Annotated in this window: 22 protein-coding genes; 7 read left to right on the forward strand and 15 right to left on the reverse strand. The window is 60.7% G+C overall.

Annotated elements, in window-relative coordinates; genetic code table 11:
• The first annotated feature begins 83 nt into the window (after positions 1–83).
• Complete coding sequence (locus ASC85_RS18270) at positions 84–3,017, forward strand: ATP-binding protein (RefSeq protein ID WP_057450788.1); 2,934 nt, start codon at positions 84–86, stop codon at positions 3,015–3,017.
• Positions 3,018–3,042: 25 nt separating this feature from the next.
• On the opposite strand, the gene ASC85_RS18275 is transcribed toward ASC85_RS18270, so the two are convergent.
• Genes ASC85_RS18275 through ASC85_RS18285 form a run of 3 tightly spaced genes read right to left on the reverse strand, consistent with a single transcriptional unit; the run spans position 3,043 to position 6,928 of the window.
• On the reverse strand, positions 3,043–3,705 hold the full coding sequence (locus ASC85_RS18275; protein WP_057450789.1) for a response regulator transcription factor: 663 nt from the start codon (positions 3,703–3,705) through the stop codon (positions 3,043–3,045).
• 29 nt (positions 3,706–3,734) lie between these two features.
• Positions 3,735–4,106 carry a response regulator gene (locus ASC85_RS18280; protein ID WP_057450790.1) on the reverse strand — a complete coding sequence of 124 codons (372 nt, stop codon included), beginning with the start codon at positions 4,104–4,106 and terminating at the stop codon, positions 3,735–3,737.
• A complete protein-coding gene (locus ASC85_RS18285) occupies positions 4,106–6,928 on the reverse strand; it encodes a PAS domain-containing protein (RefSeq protein ID WP_082534407.1) in 2,823 nt (940 codons plus the stop codon). The genes ASC85_RS18280 and ASC85_RS18285 overlap by 1 nt, the downstream gene beginning before the upstream one ends.
• Positions 6,929–7,151: 223 nt before the next feature.
• Between ASC85_RS18285 and ASC85_RS18290 the strand changes: the two genes are divergently transcribed.
• Positions 7,152–7,577, forward strand: coding sequence for an organic hydroperoxide resistance protein (locus ASC85_RS18290; RefSeq protein ID WP_057450791.1), 426 nt, complete (start codon positions 7,152–7,154; stop codon positions 7,575–7,577).
• Positions 7,578–7,646: 69 nt separating this feature from the next.
• Positions 7,647–9,080, forward strand: a complete 1,434-nt coding sequence (locus ASC85_RS18295) for a catalase (RefSeq protein ID WP_057450792.1) — start codon at positions 7,647–7,649, stop codon at positions 9,078–9,080.
• 65 nt (positions 9,081–9,145) lie between these two features.
• On the opposite strand, the gene ASC85_RS18300 is transcribed toward ASC85_RS18295, so the two are convergent.
• From ASC85_RS18300 to ASC85_RS18330, 7 genes are all read right to left on the reverse strand, one after another.
• On the reverse strand, positions 9,146–9,892 hold the full coding sequence (locus ASC85_RS18300) for a 3-oxoacyl-ACP reductase family protein (RefSeq protein ID WP_201785302.1): 747 nt from the start codon (positions 9,890–9,892) through the stop codon (positions 9,146–9,148).
• Positions 9,893–10,017: 125 nt separating this feature from the next.
• The gene (locus ASC85_RS18305) at positions 10,018–10,794 is read right to left on the reverse strand and encodes an alpha/beta fold hydrolase (RefSeq protein WP_003201829.1); all 777 of its coding nucleotides are present in this window, start codon (positions 10,792–10,794) and stop codon (positions 10,018–10,020) included.
• 23 nt (positions 10,795–10,817) lie between these two features.
• Positions 10,818–11,324 (reverse strand): cytochrome P460 family protein, encoded by a 507-nt coding sequence (locus ASC85_RS18310; RefSeq protein WP_057450794.1) that lies wholly within the window; start codon positions 11,322–11,324, stop codon positions 10,818–10,820.
• Positions 11,325–11,344: 20 nt separating this feature from the next.
• Positions 11,345–12,418, reverse strand: a complete 1,074-nt coding sequence (locus tag ASC85_RS18315; protein WP_057450795.1) for an alpha/beta fold hydrolase — start codon at positions 12,416–12,418, stop codon at positions 11,345–11,347.
• Between the two features lie 60 nt (positions 12,419–12,478).
• Positions 12,479–13,849, reverse strand: coding sequence for an epoxide hydrolase family protein (locus tag ASC85_RS18320; RefSeq protein ID WP_057450796.1), 1,371 nt, complete (start codon positions 13,847–13,849; stop codon positions 12,479–12,481).
• Between the two features lie 225 nt (positions 13,850–14,074).
• On the reverse strand, positions 14,075–14,332 hold the full coding sequence (locus ASC85_RS18325; RefSeq protein WP_057450797.1) for a DUF2790 domain-containing protein: 258 nt from the start codon (positions 14,330–14,332) through the stop codon (positions 14,075–14,077).
• A gap of 179 nt (positions 14,333–14,511) precedes the next feature.
• Positions 14,512–15,474: an AraC family transcriptional regulator ligand-binding domain-containing protein gene (locus ASC85_RS18330; protein ID WP_057450798.1), complete on the reverse strand. Its 963-nt coding sequence runs from the start codon at positions 15,472–15,474 to the stop codon at positions 14,512–14,514.
• A 67-nt stretch (positions 15,475–15,541) separates the two neighbouring features.
• Here ASC85_RS18330 and ASC85_RS18335 point away from each other — a divergent pair, with 67 nt between their 5' ends.
• A complete protein-coding gene (locus ASC85_RS18335; protein ID WP_043042144.1) occupies positions 15,542–16,396 on the forward strand; it encodes a sterol desaturase family protein in 855 nt (284 codons plus the stop codon).
• Complete coding sequence (locus tag ASC85_RS18340) at positions 16,393–16,986, forward strand: NADPH-dependent FMN reductase (RefSeq protein WP_057450799.1); 594 nt, start codon at positions 16,393–16,395, stop codon at positions 16,984–16,986. The genes ASC85_RS18335 and ASC85_RS18340 overlap by 4 nt, the downstream gene beginning before the upstream one ends.
• Positions 16,987–17,014: 28 nt before the next feature.
• Here ASC85_RS18340 and ASC85_RS18345 read toward each other — a convergent pair whose 3' ends face one another.
• Positions 17,015–18,526, reverse strand: a complete 1,512-nt coding sequence (locus ASC85_RS18345; RefSeq protein ID WP_057450800.1) for a methyl-accepting chemotaxis protein — start codon at positions 18,524–18,526, stop codon at positions 17,015–17,017.
• 179 nt (positions 18,527–18,705) lie between these two features.
• Between ASC85_RS18345 and ASC85_RS18350 the strand changes: the two genes are divergently transcribed.
• Positions 18,706–19,854 (forward strand): MalY/PatB family protein, encoded by a 1,149-nt coding sequence (locus tag ASC85_RS18350; RefSeq protein ID WP_057450801.1) that lies wholly within the window; start codon positions 18,706–18,708, stop codon positions 19,852–19,854.
• Between the two features lie 209 nt (positions 19,855–20,063).
• On the opposite strand, the gene ASC85_RS18355 is transcribed toward ASC85_RS18350, so the two are convergent.
• On the reverse strand, positions 20,064–20,468 hold the full coding sequence (locus ASC85_RS18355; RefSeq protein ID WP_003201811.1) for a VOC family protein: 405 nt from the start codon (positions 20,466–20,468) through the stop codon (positions 20,064–20,066).
• A 187-nt stretch (positions 20,469–20,655) separates the two neighbouring features.
• Between ASC85_RS18355 and ASC85_RS18360 the strand changes: the two genes are divergently transcribed.
• On the forward strand, positions 20,656–21,513 hold the full coding sequence (locus tag ASC85_RS18360) for an SDR family oxidoreductase (protein WP_057450802.1): 858 nt from the start codon (positions 20,656–20,658) through the stop codon (positions 21,511–21,513).
• Positions 21,514–21,678: 165 nt separating this feature from the next.
• Here ASC85_RS18360 and ASC85_RS18365 read toward each other — a convergent pair whose 3' ends face one another.
• From ASC85_RS18365 to ASC85_RS18375, 3 genes are read right to left on the reverse strand one after another with little or no spacing between them, the layout of a single operon-like run.
• Entirely contained in the window at positions 21,679–22,128 is a 450-nt protein-coding gene (locus ASC85_RS18365) for a DUF421 domain-containing protein (RefSeq protein WP_057450803.1), read from the reverse strand.
• A 7-nt stretch (positions 22,129–22,135) separates the two neighbouring features.
• On the reverse strand, positions 22,136–22,654 hold the full coding sequence (locus ASC85_RS18370; protein WP_057450804.1) for a hypothetical protein: 519 nt from the start codon (positions 22,652–22,654) through the stop codon (positions 22,136–22,138).
• A gap of 9 nt (positions 22,655–22,663) precedes the next feature.
• Positions 22,664–23,164, reverse strand: a complete 501-nt coding sequence (locus ASC85_RS18375; protein ID WP_057450854.1) for a CinA family protein — start codon at positions 23,162–23,164, stop codon at positions 22,664–22,666.
• Positions 23,165–23,207 lie beyond the last annotated feature (43 nt).

Consider the following 23,207-nt stretch of genomic DNA (forward strand, 5'->3'; position numbering starts at 1 on the left):
TCCAAGTGGCGGAATGGGCGCACTTGCGCGTAGGATTCGTCCTACATCGCGGACACTTTCCTATCTTGTTGAGAGCAATCCTTGTGGCGATCGCCCCAGACGATTTGCACGAATCCTTGGACCTGCAATTCGCCTTTGGTCCCTTCTGCGTCACGCCGGGCAAGCGACTGCTGACGCAAAGCGGTTCTACCGTCGACATCGGCGGGCGCGCATTGGACTTGCTGATTGCATTGCTCGAGCGTCCCGGGCGGGTGATGTCCAAGCGAGAACTGATCAAGCTGGTCTGGCCCGATAGTGTGGTATCGGAAGGCAGCCTGCGTTTCCACATGACGGGGTTACGCCGGATCCTCGGTGACGGAGAAGCGGGGGCGCGCTATATCGCTACCCAGGTGGGCGTTGGCTACGCTTTTGTGGCTTCCCTGGAACGGCGGCAACCCAATCCATCCCTTGTGCCCCCTGCGCGCGCCACACAAACCGGGAACAAGCGTTTCACAAGCGCTGTCGGTACCTTGCCAGCACGTACCAGGCTGATCGGCCGGGACGACGATATACAGATGATCGTTGAGCGCCTGCAGGCTCCCGAGCTGTTCACCATCGTAGGTCCCGGTGGCGTCGGAAAGACCAGCCTGGCCGTCGAGGTGGGTCATCGGCTTGCCGCCGAGTGCAATGAGCGAGTGCGGTTTGTCGACCTGGCACAGGTAGAGGATGCCGCCCTCGTACCCTCCTCTCTCGCGGCCTCGCTGGGTATTGCTGTGCAGGCCGAAGACACGATTTTCGCACTGCTGGCCCATTTGCGGGACGCTCGGCTGGTGTTGATCATCGATAATTGCGAACACCTCATCGATGCTGTTTCGGCGATTGTCGAGCAGATAAGGGACGCAGCTCCCCAGGTGGGGCTACTGACGACCAGTCGCGAACCGCTGCGCAGCCTTGGCGAACAGGTGTACCGGCTCAACCCGCTGGATTTTCCGGCCGAGGTACACGCCCTGAATACCGATGAACTGCTGGCCTACCCGGCCGTTAAACTGTTTGTCGAGCGTGCATCGTCGGGGAATGCGTCGCTGCACCTGGACGCCAGCGATGCACAGATGATTGCCGATATCTGTCGTCGTCTCGAGGGCATGGCGCTGCCCATCGAGCTCGCGGCTGTACGCGTGGCCACGCACGGGGTGCATGCCACCCATGCCTTGCTGGGTGAACGGTTTTCTCTGGGCTGGTCCGGCAGGCGAACGGCGTTGCCACGCCACCAGACGCTCCGGGCCATGCTCGACTGGAGTTACGCACTGCTCGGCGAGCAAGAAAAATACGTGTTCGATTGCTTGGCGATCTTCGTCGGACCGTTTTCCTTGGAAGCCGCCTCACAGATCCTCGCCGATGGGCAAATCGACGTCGTCACGGCTGCCGCTACCTTGGACGACCTGGCCTCAAAGGGCTTGGTCAGCGTCGACCACAGCGATGCAATAGCCACTTACCGTCTGCTTGAAATGACCCGCGCCTATGCGCGTGAAAAGCTCGCCAACCGTTCGACCGTGGAAAACCATGGGTTGTCATTCAGGCATGCGGCCTATTTCATGGGGCTTCTCGGCCGCCTCGGCACCACGCCGGATGAAATCATGGAGGGCTCGGCGAGACTCGCCAATCAGTTGGGCAATATCAGAAACGCGCTCGAGTGGAGTTTCGGTCCTCAGGGGGATCCAGGATTGGCGCTACCCCTGGCCGCGGCTAGCGCACCGCTGTTCCTGCATTTTTCGCTGATGGCCGAGTGCCGAACCTGGTGCTCCCGCGCGACCGAATTGCTTGAACTGGGATATTTCGGCACCTCCACCGAAATGGAGCTGCAAGCAGCATTGGGGCTGGTGCTGATGTTCACCCTGGGTAACAGCGAAGCGGCACAAAAGGCCCTGCTCAGGGCGCTGCATATCGCGCAGGCGCTGGGTGACCACTGGTCTTGCCTGAGGCTGCTCGGTCGCCTGCAAATCTTTTCCGAACGAATCGGCGACTTCCCTTCATCATTGGCCTGGGCCGAACAGGCCGTCGAAGTGGGCAACCTCATCGGCAAACCCGAAGCCGTTGCGGTAGCCGCCTCGTTGGCGGGCATTTGCCATCACCTGCTGGGGAACCAGAAGCTGGCCCGCAAGGAACTCGAACGATCACTGCGCAACAGCCTGCCGTCCGAACGCAGCAACACCCTTCATTACGGATTTGACCACCGTAACCGCACCGGGCTGGCCTTGGCGCGCACGCTTTGGCTGTTGGGTTTTCCCGACCAGGCCAGGCGCTGGGCCGAACAGGTCGAAGCGGAAGCCGCGGCACTGGAGCACTCGGTGACCTATTGCATCGCGCTGGTGTGGACGCTTGGGATCTATATCTGGACCGGCGACCTGGAAAAGGCCAGCACGGGTCTTGAGACGTTCACTCACATTGCCGAGGCCAATGCACTGGCTCCCTATATCGCGGCGGCCATGGGCTTGCAAGGGGCCATCGCGATACGCGCCGGGCGTCCGGGCAATGCGGTTGCGTTGCTGGAGGAAAGCCTGGCGCGACTGCAAGGCATGCGCTACGAGTTGCTGACCACGGCCTTCGAGACGTCCTTGGCAGAAGGTCTGGTCCTGGACGGCCAACATGAAAAAGCACTGGCACAAGTCGAGACCACGATCAGACATTGCCGCCGTAGCGGCGATGCCTACGCCCTGCCCGAGCTGCTGCGGATCAAGGCTTCAATCCTCAAGACGCTGGCCCCTGACAATGTCGTCGAGACGCTGGGCACGCTCCAGGAGTCGATCACCCTGAGCCAGCAGCAAGGCGCCCGGTCATGGGAATTGAGGGCGTCGATGGACCTTGCCAGTGTGTGGTTGGAGCAGGGTCATGCGGCGCAGGCCAAGGCGCTTCTAAGTGATTGCCACGAGCGGATGAACGAAGGCCACGACACCTTGGACCTGCGTCAATTGCACAAGCTGTGGCAACGAACATTGGCCGAAACGGCCGGACTGGATCAGCCGGCACCGACGAAGAACTGAAAATCGCCGCCCATCCGTGACCGCCTCAGTTGGCTACGAGCATCAGTTGAGCCTCCATTTTCACCAGGTCGGCCAGAGAACGGGCTTTCATCTTGCGCATGACCTTGCCGCGATGGGCCTTGACCGTGATCTCGCTGATACCCAGGTCCGACGCGATCACCTTGTTCATGCGCCCAGCCACGACCATTGCCAGGACCTCTTGCTCACGGGGTGTCAATGTTGCATAGGCCTGACGGAGTTCACGCAGGTGGCTCTCCCGATCCAGGGCGGCACGGCTGCACTCCAGGGCGCCTGCGATGGCGCGCAGCAGCACTTCGTCGTCAAAGGGCTTGGTCAGGAACTCCACCGCCCCGGCTTTCATGGCGCGCACCGAACGAGGGACATCGCCGTAGCCGGTGATGAAAATAATGGGCATCAGGGGGCGGTCGTCGGCGATGGCGCTCTGCAAATCCAGGCCATTGAGGTCCGGCAGGTTAATGTCAAGCACCAGGCAACTGGGCACCGCGGGACGCGGCTGGGCCAGGAAAGCCTGAGCCGACTCAAATAGCTGCGGGTGCCACTGCGCATGGCCGATCAACAACTCCAGCGACTCCCGTACCGAAATATCATCGTCCACGACAAACACGATGGGTGCGCTGTTCGCCGCCGCGCTTGGGTGTACAGGGGCTAATTCACTGTTTGCGTTCAACAGGTCACCTCCTTGGATTGTATGGGTGATCAACCGACCGGCAGCGCGGCGCTGAGGGCCTTGAGCAGCGCCGCCTCGCTGAAGGGCTTCATCAGGCACTCCACCGCGCCAAGGCTCATGAGATGCGGGCGCAATGCCGCATCGCCGACGGCCGTAATGAAAATGATCGGGATGGGCAGGTGACGCAAGGCGAGTTCTTTTTGCAGGTCTGGCCCGGACATGCCCGGCATGGCGACATCCAGGATCAGGCAGCGAGTCTGGTTGACGTATCCGGACGCCAGGAACACCTGCGCCGATGAAAATGCCTGAACCGCGAAGCCGAACTCCTTGAGCAAGTCCGGCAAGGCTTCGCGCACGGACTCATCGTCATCAACTACCGATACGAGTAAAGGCGTGTCCATTAAAAACCCTCTCTGGCGTGATCGGCGGCCTCGACACTGTCCGGCTTGAGGACGCTCTCGAGGCGCATGTTCCGATCAAGCTCGCCCAGGTGTGGAATCGTAAAACGAAAAGTTGCGCCGGGCTCGGTATCGTTCACGCGGGCCCAAAGCCGACCATGATGCTTTTCAATGATCGAATGGCTGACCGACAGACCGATCCCCATACCCGAGCGCTTGGTCGTGTAGAACGCATTGAACAGCCGTTCTGCGTCCTGAAGCTCAAAGCCGCTGCCGTTGTCCTTGACCTCAAGATAAACCTGACGGCCTTGCACGCCAGTAGTGACCTGCAGGTGCCGCGGGCGATCGACAATGGTGCTCATCGCCTCCTTGGCATTCATGATCAGGTTGAGAATGACCTGTTGCAACTGTACGCGATCACCCTTGACCGGTGGCAGGCCATCGGCAAACTCCGGGAGCAAGACCACCCCACTTCGCTGCAGCTCACCCAGCAGCAGGGCGATCACCTCACGCGCCGCTTCGTTGATGTCCACGTCCTCCAGCGAGATGCTGTTTTTCGAGAACAAGCTGCGCAATCGATTGATCACATCGGCAGCTCGATTGCCATCGCGAATGGTGCGCCGCGCCGTTTCCAGGGCGCCGTCGACATTCGGTGGTTTCGCACCGAGCATGCGCAGGCAGGTGCTGGCGTTGGTGACAATACCCGCCAGCGGCTGATTGACCTCGTGGGCGATCGACGCGGTCAACGCGCCAAGGCTCGCCACCCTGGCCAGATGGGTCAGCTCCGAACGGACCTTACCAAGCGCCGCTTCGGAAAGGCGCCGCTGAGTGACGTCTTGCAACGCGGCGATGTATTCCAGCTCGCCTTCTTCATCCCTCATTGCGTGGGCAACCAGGTGCACATGCTTGGTCGTCCCATCCGGCAATAACAGGCGATGTTCATGTTCAAAATCCTGACCTTTTTGGCGCTGGCGCCTGATCATCTCCTTGTAGGTACTGACGTCGTCGGGATGGATGCGGGTGTAGATGAAGGCGAAGGTTGGCTTGACCCCCGGGTCCAGGTCCAGTATTCGATAGATTTCTTCGGACCAGGTGATTTCGTCCGAGCTGACCCGCCACGAAAACGTCCCCGTCGAGCTGAGCCGTTGGGCCCTGGCGAGAAACGCCTCGCTCTGGCGCAGCGCAGCTTCGCCCCGTGCCCGATCAATGGCGATACTCGCCATTTGAGTAAACTGGGCAATCAGGTTCTGCTGATCGTCCCCAAGCATTGTCGGTTTGCGGTACAGGATCGAAAGCACGCCGGTGACATTGCCGTTGATAGAGCTGATGGGGGTCGACCAGCTAGCTCGCAGGCCTTGGGCCACTGCGTTGGAACACCACGTTGGCCAGCGGGTTTCCCGCCCCAGGTCGCTGCAAATCACCTGTTCATTGTGGATCGCTACCCAGGCGTCGGGGCACAGGTCCTCATTCATCGGACTCCCATCGACACCCACCATCAGGCTCGCCGGCAGGTGCGGTGCGGCGCCCGGCAGCATTTGCGGCGGATGTTTCATGTCCAATTGCACCAGACTGCAGACTCCGCCATCGAAGCTTGCCTCAGCCAACTCGCACAATGCTTCGAGTATCAATTTCAGAGGTGCTCCGCCTGCGATCATGCCCAGCAGGCGTTTTTCTCCCGCCAGGAGCATTTCAGCGCGCTTGCGGTCCTCGATGTCGGTGTTCTCGCCATACCATCGCACGACCCGTCCCGCCCCGTCGCGCTCCGGTACCATCCGGATCAAAAACCAACGAAAGATGCCATCAAAACGCCGCAGCCTGGCCTCGAACTCACCCGGCTCGCCAGAGGCCAGTGTCTGCCAGTAAGCCTGCAGTGCATCGCCATCATCCGGGTGAATGGTTGGCATCCAGCCCGTCCCGCACGCCTGCTCCAGGGCAATACCGGTGTAGTCGCACCAACGCTGGTTGAGAAAACTGGCATTGCCATCGGGCGTAGCGCTCCAGACAAAACCGGGGACTGCATTGATGATGCTGCGCAACCGGCCTTCCGACGCGCTGATTTCAGCCAGCGCCTTGGCGATCAGGGCCTTGTCGCGCTTCTGCTCGTCGATGTCGAGCGTGATGATCCACCAGCGATTGATACGCCCGCTTTCATCGCGCATCGGCATGCCATTGGCGACAAACCAGTGATAGGCACCGTCCGCACGGCGGATGCGCAGCTCTTGGCGATAGGGTTCGCCAGTCGATATCGCCCGGGCCCAGCTATCGATGACCCCAGGGCGGTCGTCGATATGAATGATTTCACTCGTCGCCCATTCCTTGAGCGCTTCCAGGGTGGTGCCCATGTATTGGAGGTTATGGACATTGACGCATTCCAGTTCGCCGCTGGGTGTCATCAGGGACACCAGCGCCGGGACACTATCGATCAGCGCACGCAATTCAGAATCGACTTTGCCCGCTGGCCGGGCCACGACGCCAAAACCCTCTAAGTCGGTCCATAACCCACACCATTTGCGCGGTGCTTGGGCGGTGCTAGCCAGCGGATTCAGACGCAGGACGAACCGGCGATAGACACCGTCGGCGCGACGCAGGCGGGCCTCGATGTCCTGTGGCTCGCCACTGCTGAGGATGGCCTGCCAGCGCGCGAGCGCCTCGATTCGATCGTCGGGATGGACGGACAATTGCCAGCCCGCCCCCATCGCGTCTTCGCAACGGCGGCCGGTGTACGTGCACCAGTATTGGTTGACGTAGTCGACGCTGCCGTCGGCGAGAGCGGTCCAGGCCACACCCGGCAGCAGATCGATGACTTGCTCGAATTGGTTGTCCATGCCCGTCCTGTCCCACGGTCCCGTTCAATGAGGATGCCCCGACGCGGATAGCCCGCCTATCATACTTAGGTGTTGCCCGAAGCAATCAGTGTAGCGGCGCGTGTACGTAGCGATGGCCGCCTCAGCGTGTCATCCGGTTCGAACTGACACCTACGTACAATGGATCCTGCAGAGGGCTTTTTGATGAGATGAATTTTCCCAACTCTCATCAAGGAGCAATCCCATGCCCACGTCGACCTCTCCCCAGAACGTGCTCTATACCGCCAACGTCCACACCACGGGCGGACGGGACGGTCATTCTCGCAGCGACGACGGCCGTCTCGACATCCAACTTTCAAGCCCAGGCTCTTCAGGCGCTGGCACCAACCCGGAACAACTGTTCGCCGCAGGTTGGTCCGCTTGCTTTGAAGGTGCGATGCAGTTGGTCGCACGGCGCCAGAAAATCAAACTGCCGGACAACGTTACCGTCGATGCCCAAGTGGACTTGTGCCTGGCAGAGGGCAATTACTTCCTTCAGGCCCGCCTGAAGATCAGCGTCCCCGGCCTCGATCGCGCCTTGGTCCAGGCGCTGGTGGACGCAGCGCACCACACCTGCCCCTATTCAAAATTGTCGCGCAACAACATTCACGTCGAAATCACCTTGGCCTGAGTCCTCACGAACCCGCCTGGCCAGGGCGGCCTGCCATCGGCGCCGCCCGATAACCGTTTGGAGCAGACAATGAAAAAACTGACGACAGCTGCCGGCGCCCCGGTGGTCGATAACAACAATTCACAGACTGCAGGCCCGCGAGGGCCGGTGTTATTGCAGGACGTATGGTTGCTGGAAAAACTGGCGCATTTCGACCGTGAGGTCATTCCCGAACGACGCATGCACGCCAAGGGTTCGGGAGCATTCGGCACCTTCACCGTTACCCACGACATCACCCCTTATTGCAAGGCCAGCCTGTTTTCCACCATCGGCAAAAGCACGGACGTCTTCGTACGCTTTTCGACCGTGGCCGGCGAGCGTGGAGCCGCTGACGCCGAGCGCGACATTCGCGGGTTTGCCGTCAAGTTCTACACAGAACAAGGCAATTGGGACCTGGTCGGCAACAATACGCCGGTATTCTTTTTGCGTGACCCGCTGAAGTTTCCCGACCTCAATCACGCGGTCAAGCGCGACCCTCGCACCCATATGCGCAGCGCCAGGAACAACTGGGACTTCTGGACCCTGCTGCCGGAGGCACTGCACCAAGTCACGATTGTCATGAGTGACCGAGGCCTGCCGCAATCCTATCGGCACATGCACGGCTTCGGCAGTCATACCTTCAGCTTCATCAGCCCGGCGAATGAGCGCTACTGGGTCAAGTTCACCTGGAAGACCCAACAGGGCATCGCCAACCTCACCGATATGCAGGCAGCCACCCTGGTGGGCGATGACCGTGAAAGCGCCCAGCGGGATCTGTACGCCAGTATCGAGCAAGGACAATTTCCACAATGGAAGCTCTACGTCCAGGTCATGCCCGAAGCAGCGGCACAGACTTATCCGATCAATCCGTTCGACTTGACCAAGGTCTGGCCTCACAGCGATTACCCCTTGCTGGAAGTCGGCGTGCTGGAACTCAACCGCAACCCTGACAACTATTTCGCCGATGTGGAGCAAGCGGCATTCAATCCAGCCAACGTCGTGCCAGGCATCAGCTTCTCGCCTGACAAAATGCTGCAAGCACGCCTGTTCTCCTACGGTGATGCACAACGCTATCGAGTCGGCGTCAATCATCACCAGATACCGGTGAATGCCCCGCGATGCCCAGTCAACAGCTATCACCGCGATGGCGCCATGCGCACCAATGCCAACGCGGGGAGCACCATCGGCTATGAACCCAACAGCCATGGACAATGGGCAGAGCAGCCGGACTTTCGCGAGCCGCCACTGCCGTTGCAAGGCAGCGCCGGGCACTGGAACCATCGGGAAGACACCGACTACTTTTCCCAGCCCGGCGCCCTGTTCCGCTTGATGAGCCAGGCGCAGCAGCAAGCCCTGTTCGACAACACCGCACGATCCATCCAGGGGGCCTCGGCCGAGGCCAAGCAGCGCCATATCCGTCACTGCACCCAGGCCGATCCCGCGTATGGATCGGGCGTTGCCCTGGCGATTGAAAACCTGGGCTGACGCCAATACCAAACGCAGGAGCTCGCCACTCCTGCGTCATTGCAGACCAGTTGAAAGTCGATCCATCAGGCCAGGTAACCGCCATCGACCGTCAGGCTCGCACCGGTGACAAATGAAGCGTCATCGCTGGCCAGGTAGGCAGCCATGCCAGCGACTTCATCTGCCGTCCCCAAGCGCCCCAAGGGAACCAGACCCACCAGGTGTTCAAGGTAGGGCGCGTCGGCCGGGTTCATATCGGTCGCGGTCGGCCCCGGCTGAATATTGTTGACAGTGATGCCGCGCGGGGCAAAGTCCAGGGCCAGGCCGCGGACCATGCCGATGAGCGCGGACTTGCTCATGGAATAGGCGCTCGAGCCGGGAAAGCCGGTGCGCTCCCCCGCCACGCTGCCAACCGTAATGATCCGGTCTCCGCGGTTCATGACTTTGGAGCACGCCTTGGCTGCAATGTAGGCCGCCCGCACGTTGACCGTGTATATCTCATCAAAGGCCTCGACGCTGAAGTCGTCGACCGAGCCAAGCGCCAGGATTCCTGCATTGTTCACCAGAATATTCAACGCCCCAAAATGCGCCACCGTGGTCGTCACGGCGCGCTCGATGTCTTCGGCAATTCTACTGTCTGCCTTGATTGCCAATGCCCTGCCACCTTCGCCCTCGATGCTGGAGACAAGTGCCTCGGCGCTGGCCTTGGATGCCGAATAAGTGAAGGCAACCGCCGCGCCCTCCTTGGCCAGGCGACGGACCACTGCGGCGCCAATGCCGCGAGAGCCACCGGTGACCAGGGCGATCCTGGCGGTAAAACGTTGCGAGGTAATAATCATTTTTCCAACCCTTCAATTGATGATTCACGACCGACAGGAAAAATCGATCAAGACAGGCGCAGCGGCTTGCCTTGATCGATCCGCCGATCATTGGGTGTCTATGTCCACAGGCCAGGGCATCACTTCGCCGCGGCGGCTGTTTCAATCAGGCGAGCGACCGGCTCGGGGTTTGAAACCATCACCACATGGGACGCGCCCTTGACCACTTTCACCGCCTTGGCCTCGGCACGCTGGGCCATGAACGCCATGGCCTGCGGCGGGATGTTCTTGTCCTTGTCGCCATAGATGTACCAGGACGGAATGTGCTTCCAGGCGGGCGGCCCGGCCTGCTCGTTCAAAGCCGCTTCCGTGACCGGCCGTTGAGTCGCGGCCATCAGGGCCGCTTGTCCGGCGGGAACATCCGCGGCGAACTGGTCGTGGAACTTGGCTTGCTGGATGTACAAGTCCTTGCCGCCATCAGTCAGCGGGACAGGCGCGGCAAGGGTTGGGCCGAGGGTGCTGCCGGGGAATTTGCCGGCAAGTCCGGCGACGGTTTCCCCCGCCTCGGGGGCGAACGCGCTGACGTAGACCAGTGCCTTGACGTTGGCGTGGTCATTGGCCGCTTCGCTGATCACGTTGCCCCCGTAGGAATGACCGACCAGCACAACGGGAGACTTGATGCTGGTCAACAAGGCTGACACCGCCGCGCCATCGCTTTTCACGCTGCGCAGAGGGTTGGCCGCCGCCACCACTGTGTAGCCGTCTTTCTCGAGAATCCTGGCGACACCATTCCAGCTTGATGCATCGGCAAAGGCACCATGGACCAGGACCACGGTGGGTTTTTCAGTTTGTGCAAACGCGTTGGCGCCGATGAACAGACCAGCGCTGCACGCCAGTACGGCAATGACTTTTTTCATTGAAAACTCCTTGGATAACAGAATTAAGGGGCGAATCGGGTGAAGACGAAGTCGTGGTTCTGCACACGTGCCTGGTGACAGGCGAAGCAGGTCTGGTGTTGTGCTTCATCGGCGGGCTTGCCATTGATAAACCGGCCAAAACCCCAGCCACCGGTGGAGGCATACTTGTTGGCATCCTTGACCATGACCTGCACCGTGGTGGCCGCGCCGGGGATGGACGCGGGTTCGAATTCCGGCGACTGGACGTGTTTCCAGGCAAGTTTCACCAGCACCGTGCCGTCAGGGAACGGCAGCGTGGAGTTTTGATAAGCCTTGATGGCCCGATCATTACCCAGCACCGCTCTCAACTCGTTGAGGGGCTCGGCTTCCTGGGCCGGGGCGATCAACTGCCATTGCCGATAACCCTCGGGCAGCTTCACACCATAGATAGGCGAAGCATCACCACTGCCGGCGCCGCCCTGGGCGATACCGGCAGCGCCCAGCGCGATCCCTGCGGTAGCAGCGGCCATCGCCAGTCGCTTGATTTTCATCGCGGTTCTCCCTTCGCCAATCATTTCAAGTGATCAGCATCGATCACGGCCTGGGCGAAAGCCTGCGGCGCTTCTTGCGGCAAGTTGTGGCCGACACCGCCATCGATCAGGCGATGCTCGTATTGGCCAGTGAAACGCTTGGCATAGGCTTCGGCGGGCGGATGAGGAGCGCCATTGGCATCACCCTCCAGGGTGATGGTCGGCACGCTGATTGACGGGAACGTCGCCAGTTTCTTTTCCAGCGCGTCGTATTTGGCCTCGCCCTTGACCAGGCCCAGGCGCCAGCGATAGTTGAAGATTGAAACGGCGACATGATCGGGGTTCTGCAAAGCGGCGGCGCTTCGGTCATACGTCGCGTCATCGAAGTTCCACTTGGGTGACGCCAACTGCCAGATCAGCTTGGCGAAGTCGTGGGTGTTTTTCTCGTAGCCGAGGCGGCCACGCTCTGTCGCAAAGTAGAACTGATACCACCATTGCAGTTCGGCGGCCGGTGGCAGCGGTGTCTTGCCGGCCTCTTGGCTGCCGATCAGGTAGCCACTCACCGCCACCAGCGCCTTCACCCGCTCCGGCCAAAGGGCCGCGACAATGTCGGCGGTGCGTGCACCCCAGTCGTAACCGCCGAGCACGGCCTGCTTGATCTTCAGTGCGTCCATAAAATCAATCAGATCGCTTGCCAATGCAGAAGGCTGGCCGTTGCGCAGGGTCTTGGCCGACAGGAAACGTGTATCGCCATAACCGCGGGCGTACGGAATCAGCACGCGGTAGCCCTTCTCTGCCAGCGCTGGCGCCACATCTGCGTAGCTGTGAATGTCATAGGGCCAACCATGCAGCAGGATGACCACCGGCCCATCGGCGGGACCGACCTCGGCATAGGAAACGTCCAGCAGGCCGGCCTTGACGTGCTTCAACGGGCCGAACGAGGTGTGACTACCCGGTGTAATCGCGCCGATGGTGCTGGCAGGTACATCGGCGGCGTTTGCCTGCGACGAAGCGAAGCCCAAGGCGCCCAATTGCATCATCGCGAACACCAGGATGGCTGGGGTGAACAAACGAGTACGGCGCGGTGCGGATGAGTGGTTCAGAGTCGTGTCCATGTGAGTCTCCCTTACGAATGGCGGGTGAGCGGCTCCTGGTTCGGAGCCGCCAGGAAAGGTTTAATGAGCGGTCTGGGCGACGGTGTTTTTCGCGGCGCTGCGCAATGGACGGAATGCCTCGCGCAACTCTTCGCTGAACAATTGCGGCTGCTCCCAGGCAGCGAAATGGCCGCCCTTGCTGACTTCGTTGAAGTAGGACAGCGATGGATAGGCTCGCTGGGCCCAGGTTTTCGGGGCTTGGTAAATTTCGTGGGGGAACACGGTGATCGCCACCGGGACCTTGATGTCCATGGTTTTTTGCGCCACCGCACTGAAGTTATTGTTGTTGTTCTCCCAATAGAAACGGGAGGACGATGCGCCGGTGTCGGTCAGCCAATACAGGCTGATGTCGTCGAGCATTTCATCGCGGCTGAGCACACGCTCCGGCTTGCCGTCGCTGTCAGTCCAGGCGGCAAACTTTTCGTACATCCATGCCGCTGTACCCGAGGGCGAATCCGCCAGCAGGTAACCGATGGTCTGCGGCCGGGTCACCATCATCGCGCCGTAGGCTGCATTGCGGCCGAAGAAGGTGCTCAGCGAGTTGTAGGCAGTGCGTTCCGGACCGCTCAACCCGGCCGGTGCCGGTTCGCCGCTGTTGATCGGCTTCACCAGCTCCGGCGGCACGGTCGCCGGCATGTTCAAATGGATGCCCAGCAAACCGGGCGGCGCCAGGCGGCCCAGGGCGTCGGAGATGACCGACCCATGATCACCGCCCTGGGACACGTAATGGCTGTAGCCCAAGCGTTTCATCAACACGTCCCAGGCCTTGGCCACGCGGTCCGGGCCCCAGCCCAACTCGGTTGGCTTGCCGGAAAAGCCGTGGCCGGGAATCGAGGGGATCACGACGTCGAAAGCGTCCTCGGCGCGACCGCCGTAAGCGGTCGGATCGGTCAGCGGGCCGATGGTCTTGAGAAACTCGAACTGCGAACCCGGCCAGCCATGGGTAAGGATCAGCGGCATGGCGTTGGGATGACGCGAACGCACATGAATGAACTGGATGTCGACACCATCGATCGTGGTGATGAATTCTGGCAATGCATTGAGCCTGGCCTCGGCCTTGCGCCAGTCATAACCGTTGCCCCAATACTTCACCAAGTCCTGTGCCTGGGCCAGTTGCACGCCCTGGGAAACGTCATTGACGGTTTCCTTGTCTGGCCAACGGGCGTCGGCAATGCGCTTGCGCAGTTCGGCCAGCTTCGCGTCATCGACATGGATGCGGTATGGACGGATGGCTTCGGATTGAGACGATTGAACCGTGCCGGCTGGCGCGACGTCGACGGTGGCCGCCCAGGCCCCCGGGCTCGCAGCGAGCAGTGCGAGACTGAGCGCACTGCCCCTGGCGGTGTGAACCAGGCAACGGTGCCAGGCGCAAACGGATGAAATTGCAAGCATGATGACTCTCCTTGAGTGAGTGGCCCACGGGCCTGGCGATCGTTGTCGGAGCGGATCACTGCCCGCGGCTTACCTGGCCATGGGCAGTTGCATCTATCCGACTCACGCAGGCCTGATCAGAACACCGCGATACCCCAGGGACGATTGCACGAAGGTGTCGATCGATACCTAGGTATCAGGGGCGGGAGAATGCCGTGGGGCAGGCCCGCTTCCACGGTTCCGGGGTCAATTGTCCTGAGCGCAGTCCTGGGCGATAGCGCTGTAGTCCAGTGCCTGGATCTGGCCGGCCGAGTCCAGGTAGGTCATGCGTGTCTCCACGACCCCGCAGCCCGAGCCTTGCTTGACCGAAAGCACCTTGGCGACATCCAGGTGGTCGCCATACATGTAGGTGTGAGGCTTGATGCTGCCTTGGGCATTGGCCGCGACAGCGCCAAGGCTCAGTGCGGCAAACAGGGAAGCGATGCTGAGGTTTTTCCAGTTCATGACGTTATCTCCGACGTGGGGTGAGCCAGTGAGACGGCTTGGGCTGTCTCGGTGGGCTCATTTGACGTCGGCCAGGTATCGCGCATGTGTCAGCGACGGCCTTGAATGAAATCGTCCGTATCAACAATGGTCTTGGATACACAGAGATACATTCGTATCCGGAGGGCTCGCTGATTGCCTTACTTCACCGCACGCCATCTGCTTCGTGCATGCAGGTACGCGGTCGTATCGCTGTAACCCAGCTGAGCAGCGATCTGCGCCAGGGATTCGCCCTGCATTTCCAGGAGCAACTCCAGTTCAGCGCGAACCTGGTCGAGCAACTGCCTGAAGGTCGTGCCTTGTTCCTCAAGGCGCCTGCGCAAGGTTCTCGGCGTCTGGTGCAGTGCTTGCGCCAGATCGACCAGCGTTGGCGTTTCGCCTTTGGCCAGTGATCGCCGAACACCGTCGGCCAGCCTGGCCGACCAGCCGGAGAAACTGCGGTGCGCGGCAACCCGGCGGTCGAGTTCCTGGGTCAACAGCTCCAACATGCCGTGATGACGCGTCTGCATCGGCAGGCGTGCGTTTGGGGCATCGAAATAGAAACGGTTGTCCGGGCAGTCGAACTCGATACGGTCTCCAAACCATTGGCTGTACTGTTGGTAATACGAGGGCCGCGAATGGGCGAATCTGGCGAGAATCGGCTGTATGTCCTGTCCCGTTCCTCGCCGTAACTGCGTAACGGCCATCACACCGTAGTGCTCGACGACGTACCGCGCCAAATCCCCCGGTGCATCGACACTCAACTCGACGCCCAGGCCGTTTTCGTCATTGAGCAGGCGCACCGTGTCCGTGTCCGAGCCGAGCGCGGCGTAGCGTGCCCAAAGCTGCATGGCCGACAAGACGTCAGGGCTGTACAGGCAAAGATAAGCCAGGACGTGCCAGTCCTGAGGCGTAAATTGCGCAAACAGTTTCAAGCCGATCGCCGGATCGACGCGCGCCGCTTCGCGCCAGAGCTGATCCAGCTCGATCAGGTTGTAGTCTTTTTGCCTCCCGCCAGCGTGACTGTCCAGGAAACGCTCCAGCACCTGGCCCAATTTGCCCCGGTGAAAGCGTTGGGGTGAACGATTGACCGCTTCTCGCTCGATTCTGTCCGTTTCGCGCATTGGGAGGGCTGACTCGCTGGCTTCTAATGAAATGGCATTGCCCGCTGGGGCCTTAATCGAGAGTGCCATGAATACAACAATGCTCGCCAATAATCCTTCTGCAGTCGTGGCCGGGATATTCCTCGCCTTCATTTTGCTGGAACTTGCTTGCTCGGCCTTGCGCCAGTCATCGGGCGGCAGGCGTGATGTACTGATTGAAGTCATCGGCTCCGGGATCCTGGTTGCAATCACCTTCCCCGCCGTCATGTGGCTGAGCGGCAAGTTGCTCAGCCTGGTTGCCCCGCAGATGAAAGACGCGCTGGTGGCGATCCCCTGGGCCGCCGGGTTCGTGTTGTTCCTGTTGCTGGACGACATGACTCAATACTGGTGGCATCGCCTGACACACCGGGTTCCCGCCCTCTATGCGTTGCATCGCGCCCATCATTCCGCGCCCTACATGAGTGTCCGGATCGTTTACCGCAACAACAGTTTTTATTACCTGCTCATGCCCGGGATCTGGCTGTCCGGCATGCTGATCTACCTGGGCCTCGCGCCGGTCTACTACGTTTACCTGATCATCAAGATGACTGTTATTTTCGCGGCGCACAGCAGCGTTGCATGGGATGACAAGCTTTATGGGGTTCGTGGTTTGCGGCCTGTGGTCTGGCTTCTGGAGCGGATAATATCCACCCCGTCCACCCACTCTGCCCACCATGGCTTGACGGCCGAGGACGGTGTCACCCATTACAAAGGCAACTTCGGCAACCTGTTGTTTCTATGGGATGTGCTGTTCGGGACGGCAAAGATCACGCGCCGACGCCCGCCAGCCTATGGAATCGAGCATTTGTCACCGATCAGTTGGCAAGAGGAATTGTTCTGGCCTGTCGTGCGCTCACGCCGTACCGCGCCCAAGGCCAGCGCACAACCGGAGGTGACGCAATGAGCCGCCACATCGTTGTGCTGTCGGGTTCCAACCGCGGGGACAGTCAGTCGCTGAAAGTGGCGCGCTATTTGCGCCAGCGACTGACGGATCTCAACCTGTGCGACGCCAGCGACTTGATTGACCTGGCCGCCTGCCGCCTGCCGCTTTGGCCGGAAAAAGACCGCGATGAGGTGTGGCGTGCCCACCAATCGATCCTTGCCAAAGCGACAGCACTGATCGTGATCAGCCCGGAGTGGAATGGCATGGCCTGCCCCGCGCTGAAGAACTTCTTCCTCTATGCGGGAATCAATGAGCTCGGGCACAAACCCGCGCTGTTGGTGGGCGTCTCGGCTGGACTTGGCGGCGCCTATCCCATCGCCGAGCTGCGTGCGTCGAGCTACAAGAATTGCCGGATCATGTATTTGCCGGAACAGCTGATCATTCGGCAGGTGGAGTCGATGCTCAACGGCCAGGAACCGCCCCACGAAGACGACAATCGCATTCGGGGGCGTGCTGATTGGGCGTTGCGCATGCTCTGCCAGTATGAAGTTGCGTTTCGCGAGATACGGCTGGCCCTCGAACATCCTCCGGCGTTTGCTACCGGTATGTAGGGGCGGTCGTCACTGCGGATCCTGCCGCTCAGACCGTCCCGGCTTTGCCATGAAAGGCTTGCCCCAACACCGCCAACCGCTCTGCCAACGGTGGCAGGCACTGGCTGCTGCGAGTCAGGATGCCAATGTTGTCGGCATTGCGCTCAGCCACGGCCTGGACAGTTTGCAAACGCTCATTGATGCCCATTGATGCCTTGGATTGTTCCTGGGTAGTAGTGGAGATCAGGTCGTTGAAGTGGTTGATCACCGCGATGTCTTCCACCACGGCGTGGAGCAGTTGAGAGGCGAGTTGGCTGGCGGTTACGCAGCGTTCCACCCCGTCGCGGCTGTCCTGCATGGCGACGGCGGCCTGGCGGCTGCCTTGCTGTAGCTTGGCGATGATCTGCTGGATTTCCGTGGTGGACGTCGAGGTCTTTTGGGACAGGGTCCGGACTTCGTCGGCCACCACCGCGAAACCACGACCCTGCTCGCCGGCCCGAGCGGCTTCGATGGCGGCGTTGAGGGCCAGCAGGTTGGTCTGCTCGGCAATGCCGTTGATCACATCCAGCACCTGGCCGATCTGCTGCGCCTGTTCGGCCAGAACTTGCACGGTTTCGTTGGTCAGATTGATGCGCCCGGCCAGTTCGACGATCTCTTCTCGAGTCTGGTCAACCGTGCTGCGCCCGCGGTTGACCTGCTCGTTGGCCTGGCCGGCGCGCTGCAAGGTCTGGTCGACATGGCCGGCAATGTTCTCCATGGCCTGGACCATATGGCTGATCGCGCCGCTCATCTGTGCCACTTCGTCGAGTTGGTGGCGGGCGCCGGTTTCCAGGGTCTGGCCGACTTGGGACAGGTCCTGGCCCAGGTCCGAGAGGTTTCGGGTGTCGCGCACCACGCCGTCCACCAGTTGGGTGACCTGCTGGAGGAAATGATCGAAACGCTCGCTTGACGAGACCTTGACGCCCTCGCTGTGCTGCCTGCCAGCGTCGTTGCTCAATTGCGCGGCCGCCACCAGAACCTTATCGAGCACATCCTGGTTCTCCGTGGCGTCGGCCAGGCTCTGGTTCGCCAGGTAAATGAGGATCACACTTTCCACTACCACGTAGAACGCGTGGAGAAAGACCATCGACCAGCCACCGTGGGTATCCATCACGAACACCGGATAACCCTGGTGTTGAAGCCAGTGAAAACCGAGGTGATGAACCGCAATGGTGGCGGCGGCCACGACAATCGGCAGCCAGTCACGGTAGAACGTCAACACGGCCAGCAGCACGAAGATCCCGAAGTGGAATTCGATCACACCCCGGGTCTGGTTGATGTGCAATGCCGCCATGACCATCAACGCCACCGCGATTATGCAACGCATGGCCCGAGTGCCCGCCAAGGCGCGATAAAGCCCGGTGCTCGCCACGCAGGTTGTCGCCCCGACCAGCAGCGCCTGGGTAAACGTCGAGTGCAGGAATGCCAGGCTCAGGGAATACAACAACGTGAGCCAAAGCAGCCCCAACATGATGCGATCGGCTTTACGGTGGTGATCGTTAAAGCGCACGGGCGATGTCATGGGGTCGTCCTTTTCAGAGACTTGGAGGGTCCGTTACCAATGCCGTTCACGTCTTGGCGGCGTTTCGACAGTGAACTGTAACTGATTATCATCAGTTGGTGGCACTACGCCACCAAGCTTTTCTCACTGGCCTTTGCTTTATGATGTTCGCCATCTCATGACTGACTGATGGAACCCCCATGACTTTCGATTTCGACACGGTAGTGGAGCGCCACGGCACCGGCAGTACCAAATGGAGCCGCTACCCGGCCGATGTGTTGCCGATGTGGGTCGCTGATATGGACTTCCCCGCCCCGTCCGTGATCATCGACGCGCTGCACAAGCGCCTGGAACATCCGATGCTGGGCTACAGCGTGGCCCAGGACGATCTGCGTGCCGCCATCGTGGCCGACCTGTGGAGCAAGTACGCCTGGCGCGTCGAGCCCCAGCAGATTGTGTTCCTGCCGGGTGTCGAACCGGGTTTCAACATGGCGCTGCATGCCTTGGTAGAACCCCAGCAGAATGTCGTGGTGCAGGTGCCCAACTACCCGCCGCTGCGCAACGCCCCGGGTCACTGGCAGTTGAACAAAGTGGAATTGCCATTCAACCCGGTCAACGGTGAATTCCACACGCCATTGGCGGCATTGCGCGACGCATTGCAGGGCGGTGGCGCGCTGTTGCTGAGCAATCCTCACAACCCGTTGGGCAAGGTGTTTGACCGCCAGGAACTCAAGGCCGTGGCAGACATTTGCCTGGAGCAGGACGCCTGGATCATCTCCGATGAAATCCATGCCGAACTGTGCTTCGACGGCCGCGTGCACATTCCGACCGCGTCCCTCAGCCCGGAAATTGCCGAGCGCACCATCACCCTGATGTCCGCCAGCAAGGCCTTCAATATCGCCGGGTTGAAAACCTCGTTCGCCATTATCCAGAACGCCAAGCTGCGCGAACGGGTCAACAGCGCCCGGGCCGGTATGGTCGACAGCGTCAATGCCCTGGGCCTTGAAGCGACCCGCGCGGCCTATAGCGAAGCCGGCCCGTGGCTAGAGGCCTTGAAGGTGTATCTGCAAGCCAACCGCGATTACCTGGTCGAAGCGGTGAACTCTCGCCTGCCGGGCATCACCATGACCGTGCCCCAAGGCACTTACCTGGCCTGGCTGGATTGCTCCGGGTTGGGGCTGGATGACCCGCAGGGCTTCTTCCTGAAAGAAGCCAAGGTGGGGCTGAGTGCCGGCCTGGATTTTGGTGACGATGCCGGTCAGTTCGTGCGCTTGAATTTTGGCTGCCCGCGGGCGCTGCTGGAGGAAGGGATTGCGCGGATGGAGCGTAGCCTGAAGGCCAGGGGCTGATCCATCGCTGTTCCCTCGGCGCCTGTAGGAGCTGGCGAAGCCTGCGATCTTTTGATCTTGATCTTTCGCTCTCGATTCAATGGGCAGTTGAAAGATCGCAGCCTCGTTGCACTCGACAGCTCCTACACAGCTCCTACACAGCTCTTACAGAATCGAGCGGGAGCAAGCTCCCTCGCCACACAAGCTCCTGGCCATGATGGATCTGTGCTTTATTCATGCATATCCGGCGCATGGACAAAGCACAGCTTGTTCCCTTCCGGATCGCGGCAATAGGCCCCGAAATAACCTTCGCAATACTGCGGCCTCGGGCCGGGTGGGCCTTCGTCGGAGCCGCCCATGGCAATCGCCTGCTCCCAGGCAGCACGCACGGTTTGCGGGGAGTCAGCGGCGAAGCTCACTTGCATGCCATTGCCCCAGGTGGCGGGCAGGCCGTTGAAAGGCAACTGGACGAATACCTGCGGCCAATGCTTGCCGGGCCGCTGCCAACCCTCCCCCGGCGGGCCCGAATCGTGTTCGCCCTCGATACGTTCCAGCCCCAGGCAGCCGAGGACGGCATCATAGAAAGCGACCATTTTCGGCAGGTCGCGCGCACCGATCTGTATGTGGCTGAACATGGTCCTGCTCCTTATCGAAACCCGTACGTTCATTGAAGAACACAGCGTCATCCAACGCTCGTCGCAGCGCTCTATTCACCGACGAAACGCCTGGCATCACGCTCATCGACTGGCAATAAAATCCGACCGAACTCTGCCCGAAACCCCACAGTCAACCCTCCATCGCAACCAAGCATGGAGAACGACAATGGTCGAATACCCTTTCCCACCTTTCCCGAAACAAAGCCAGCCGGTGCCCGGCAGCCAACGGAAAATGGACCCCTACCCGGACTGCGGCGAACAGAGCTACACCGGTTCTGGACGATTGGCGAACAAAATCGCCCTGATCACCGGCGCCGACAGCGGCATCGGTCGCGCCGTCGCCATTGCCTTTGCCCGTGAAGGCGCGGACGTAGCGATTGCCTACCTGGACGAGCATGAAGACGCCAAGGAAACCGCGCGCTGGGTCGAGCAGGCCGGACGGCAATGCCTGTTGCTGCCCGGTGACCTGGCGAACAAAGACCGGTGCTACAAAATCGTCGATGAAACCGTCGCCCGCTTCGGGCATATCGACGTCCTGGTCAACAATGCCGCGTTCCAGATGACCCATGAAAGTCTTGAAGAAATATCCGACGAAGAATGGGTGCGTACGTTCGATATCAACATCACGGCGATGTTCAGGATCTGCCAGGCCGCCGTGCCGCACATGAAGCCGGGTGGCTCGATCATCAACACCAGTTCGGTCAACTCCGACATGCCCAAGCCGACGCTGCTGGCGTATGCCACCACCAAGGGCGCCATCGCCAACTTCACCGGCGGCCTGGCGCAAATGCTCGGCCCCAAGGGCATCCGTGTGAACAGCGTGGCACCAGGACCGATCTGGACGCCGCTGATCGTGGCGACCATGCCCGAGGAAGAGGTACAGAATTTCGGCTCCCAGACCCCGCTCGGCCGCCCCGGCCAACCGGTGGAAGTGGCGCCGATCTATGTGCTGCTGGCCTCGGACGAAGCCAGCTACATCTCCGGGGAGCGCTATGGGATTACCGGGGGTAAGCCGATACTTTGAGCCAGGCGCAACATTTTTTCGATCGTTCCCACGTTCCTGCGTGGGAATGCCGCCAGGGACGCTCCGCGTTCCGTTTCTGAAGTGTGACGCAGAGCGTCACGGGATGCATTCCCACGCGGAGCGGGGGAACGATCAGCACAATCGGTGTTGGAACGACGACGGTACTCAGGACTGCTCCTTGGCAATCACCGAAATCTTCCCGTTGCGCTCGATGATCGCGAACTTGATCTGCTCCAGGGTCTCGATACCCTGGCTCGAGCGTGCCGCCTCCATGATGTCTGCTTCTACCAACCGGGCATGGCGCATCCGGCCCTGGAGGATTCGTCCGTCCTCGACGATGACGGTCGGGCCACCATCGATCAGTTGTGACACCCATTGGGAACGTTGCTTGAGCAGCGACAATCCCACATCGATGGCGATCAGCGTCACGATCACCGTCAGCGCGTTGGTGAGCGAAAAGTCATCCCCCAGCAACGCCTGCTGCGTCGCCTCGCCGATGATCATCAACAACACGAAGTCGAAGGTGGTGAGTTCCGCCAGCGACCGACGTCCGGCGATCTTGAACAACACCAGCAATGCCAGGTAAATCGCAGTTGCCCGCAGCACCGAATCCATAGGTCACCTAAGGAAAAATGAACTGATTGAAACTGAGCGTGGCACCGCCGGAGGTGGCGATACGGCTGTGATAAGTGCCGAGCCCTTCGCCGAGCAATGACAGATGCAGGCTGGCCTGCCCCCGTTCATCGGCCTGGACCCGGAGTGTCATACCCTGCCCCGCGCCCGCCGAGTGTATTGGCGCCGGTTGCAACGCTTGCACCTCGAAACCTTCCAGCCAGTCGCCGCCCAACTCGACTTCCAGCACCGCGTTGGGTTGACCCTTGAGACGAATGACCATGGCGTTGGTGGAGCCGTTGCGATGGAAGGCCTCGTATTCGACGCCGAGGCTACCGTCGCGACTTTGCAGCTCCCGGCTGCTCAATGGCCCACGGGAAAACAGCCCCAGCAAGGTCAGGATCACCAGCAGCACCAACACGTACCAACCCACTCGCTCGAAGCGCCAGACCTTGTGCTGGAAGGCCATGTCTTCGCGCACCGGGAACTGGCGGCTGCGGTGGTCGTCCTGCTCGTATCGATCGGTCATGATCTATCCCTATCGACGCTCACCGGCCACGGCACGTTGGTGAAAGGCCGGCAATTGCTGCAACGCGTACTGCGCTGCCCACAATTGCACCTGGCCGCGACTGCCAAAGAACCGTTCGCAGCGGCTGAACAGCGCTCGCTGGCCGTTCAGATCGAACGCCCAGGCAAAACACACGGTGCCGGCGGGTATACCGTCCTTGTCATCTGGTCCGAGCAGTCCGGTGGTCGCCACTGCGACATTGGCATTGGCGTCGCGCAAGGCGCCAAGGGCCATCTCCTCGGCCACTTCACGACTGGTCAGATTGAAGGTGTCGATGGTGCGTGGACTGACACCCAGCAAGCGCTGCTTGGCTTCAGGGGAATACACCACATAGCCGCTTTCGATCAGTGAACCACTGCCCGGCACCTCGGCGAGCAACGTGACGATCTGCCCGGCGGTACAGGACTCGGCGGTGGTCAGGCGCAGGTCATGCTCACGTAGATAATCAACCAGGATTTGGGCTGCAGTCATGGCAAAGGGTCCTTCAGGGATGCTGATGGGTTGACTCTTGCCG

It is taken from the genome of Pseudomonas sp. Root401 (genome assembly GCF_001425105.1).
In the GTDB taxonomy this organism is placed as follows: Bacteria; Pseudomonadota; Gammaproteobacteria; order Pseudomonadales; family Pseudomonadaceae; genus Aquipseudomonas; species Aquipseudomonas brassicacearum.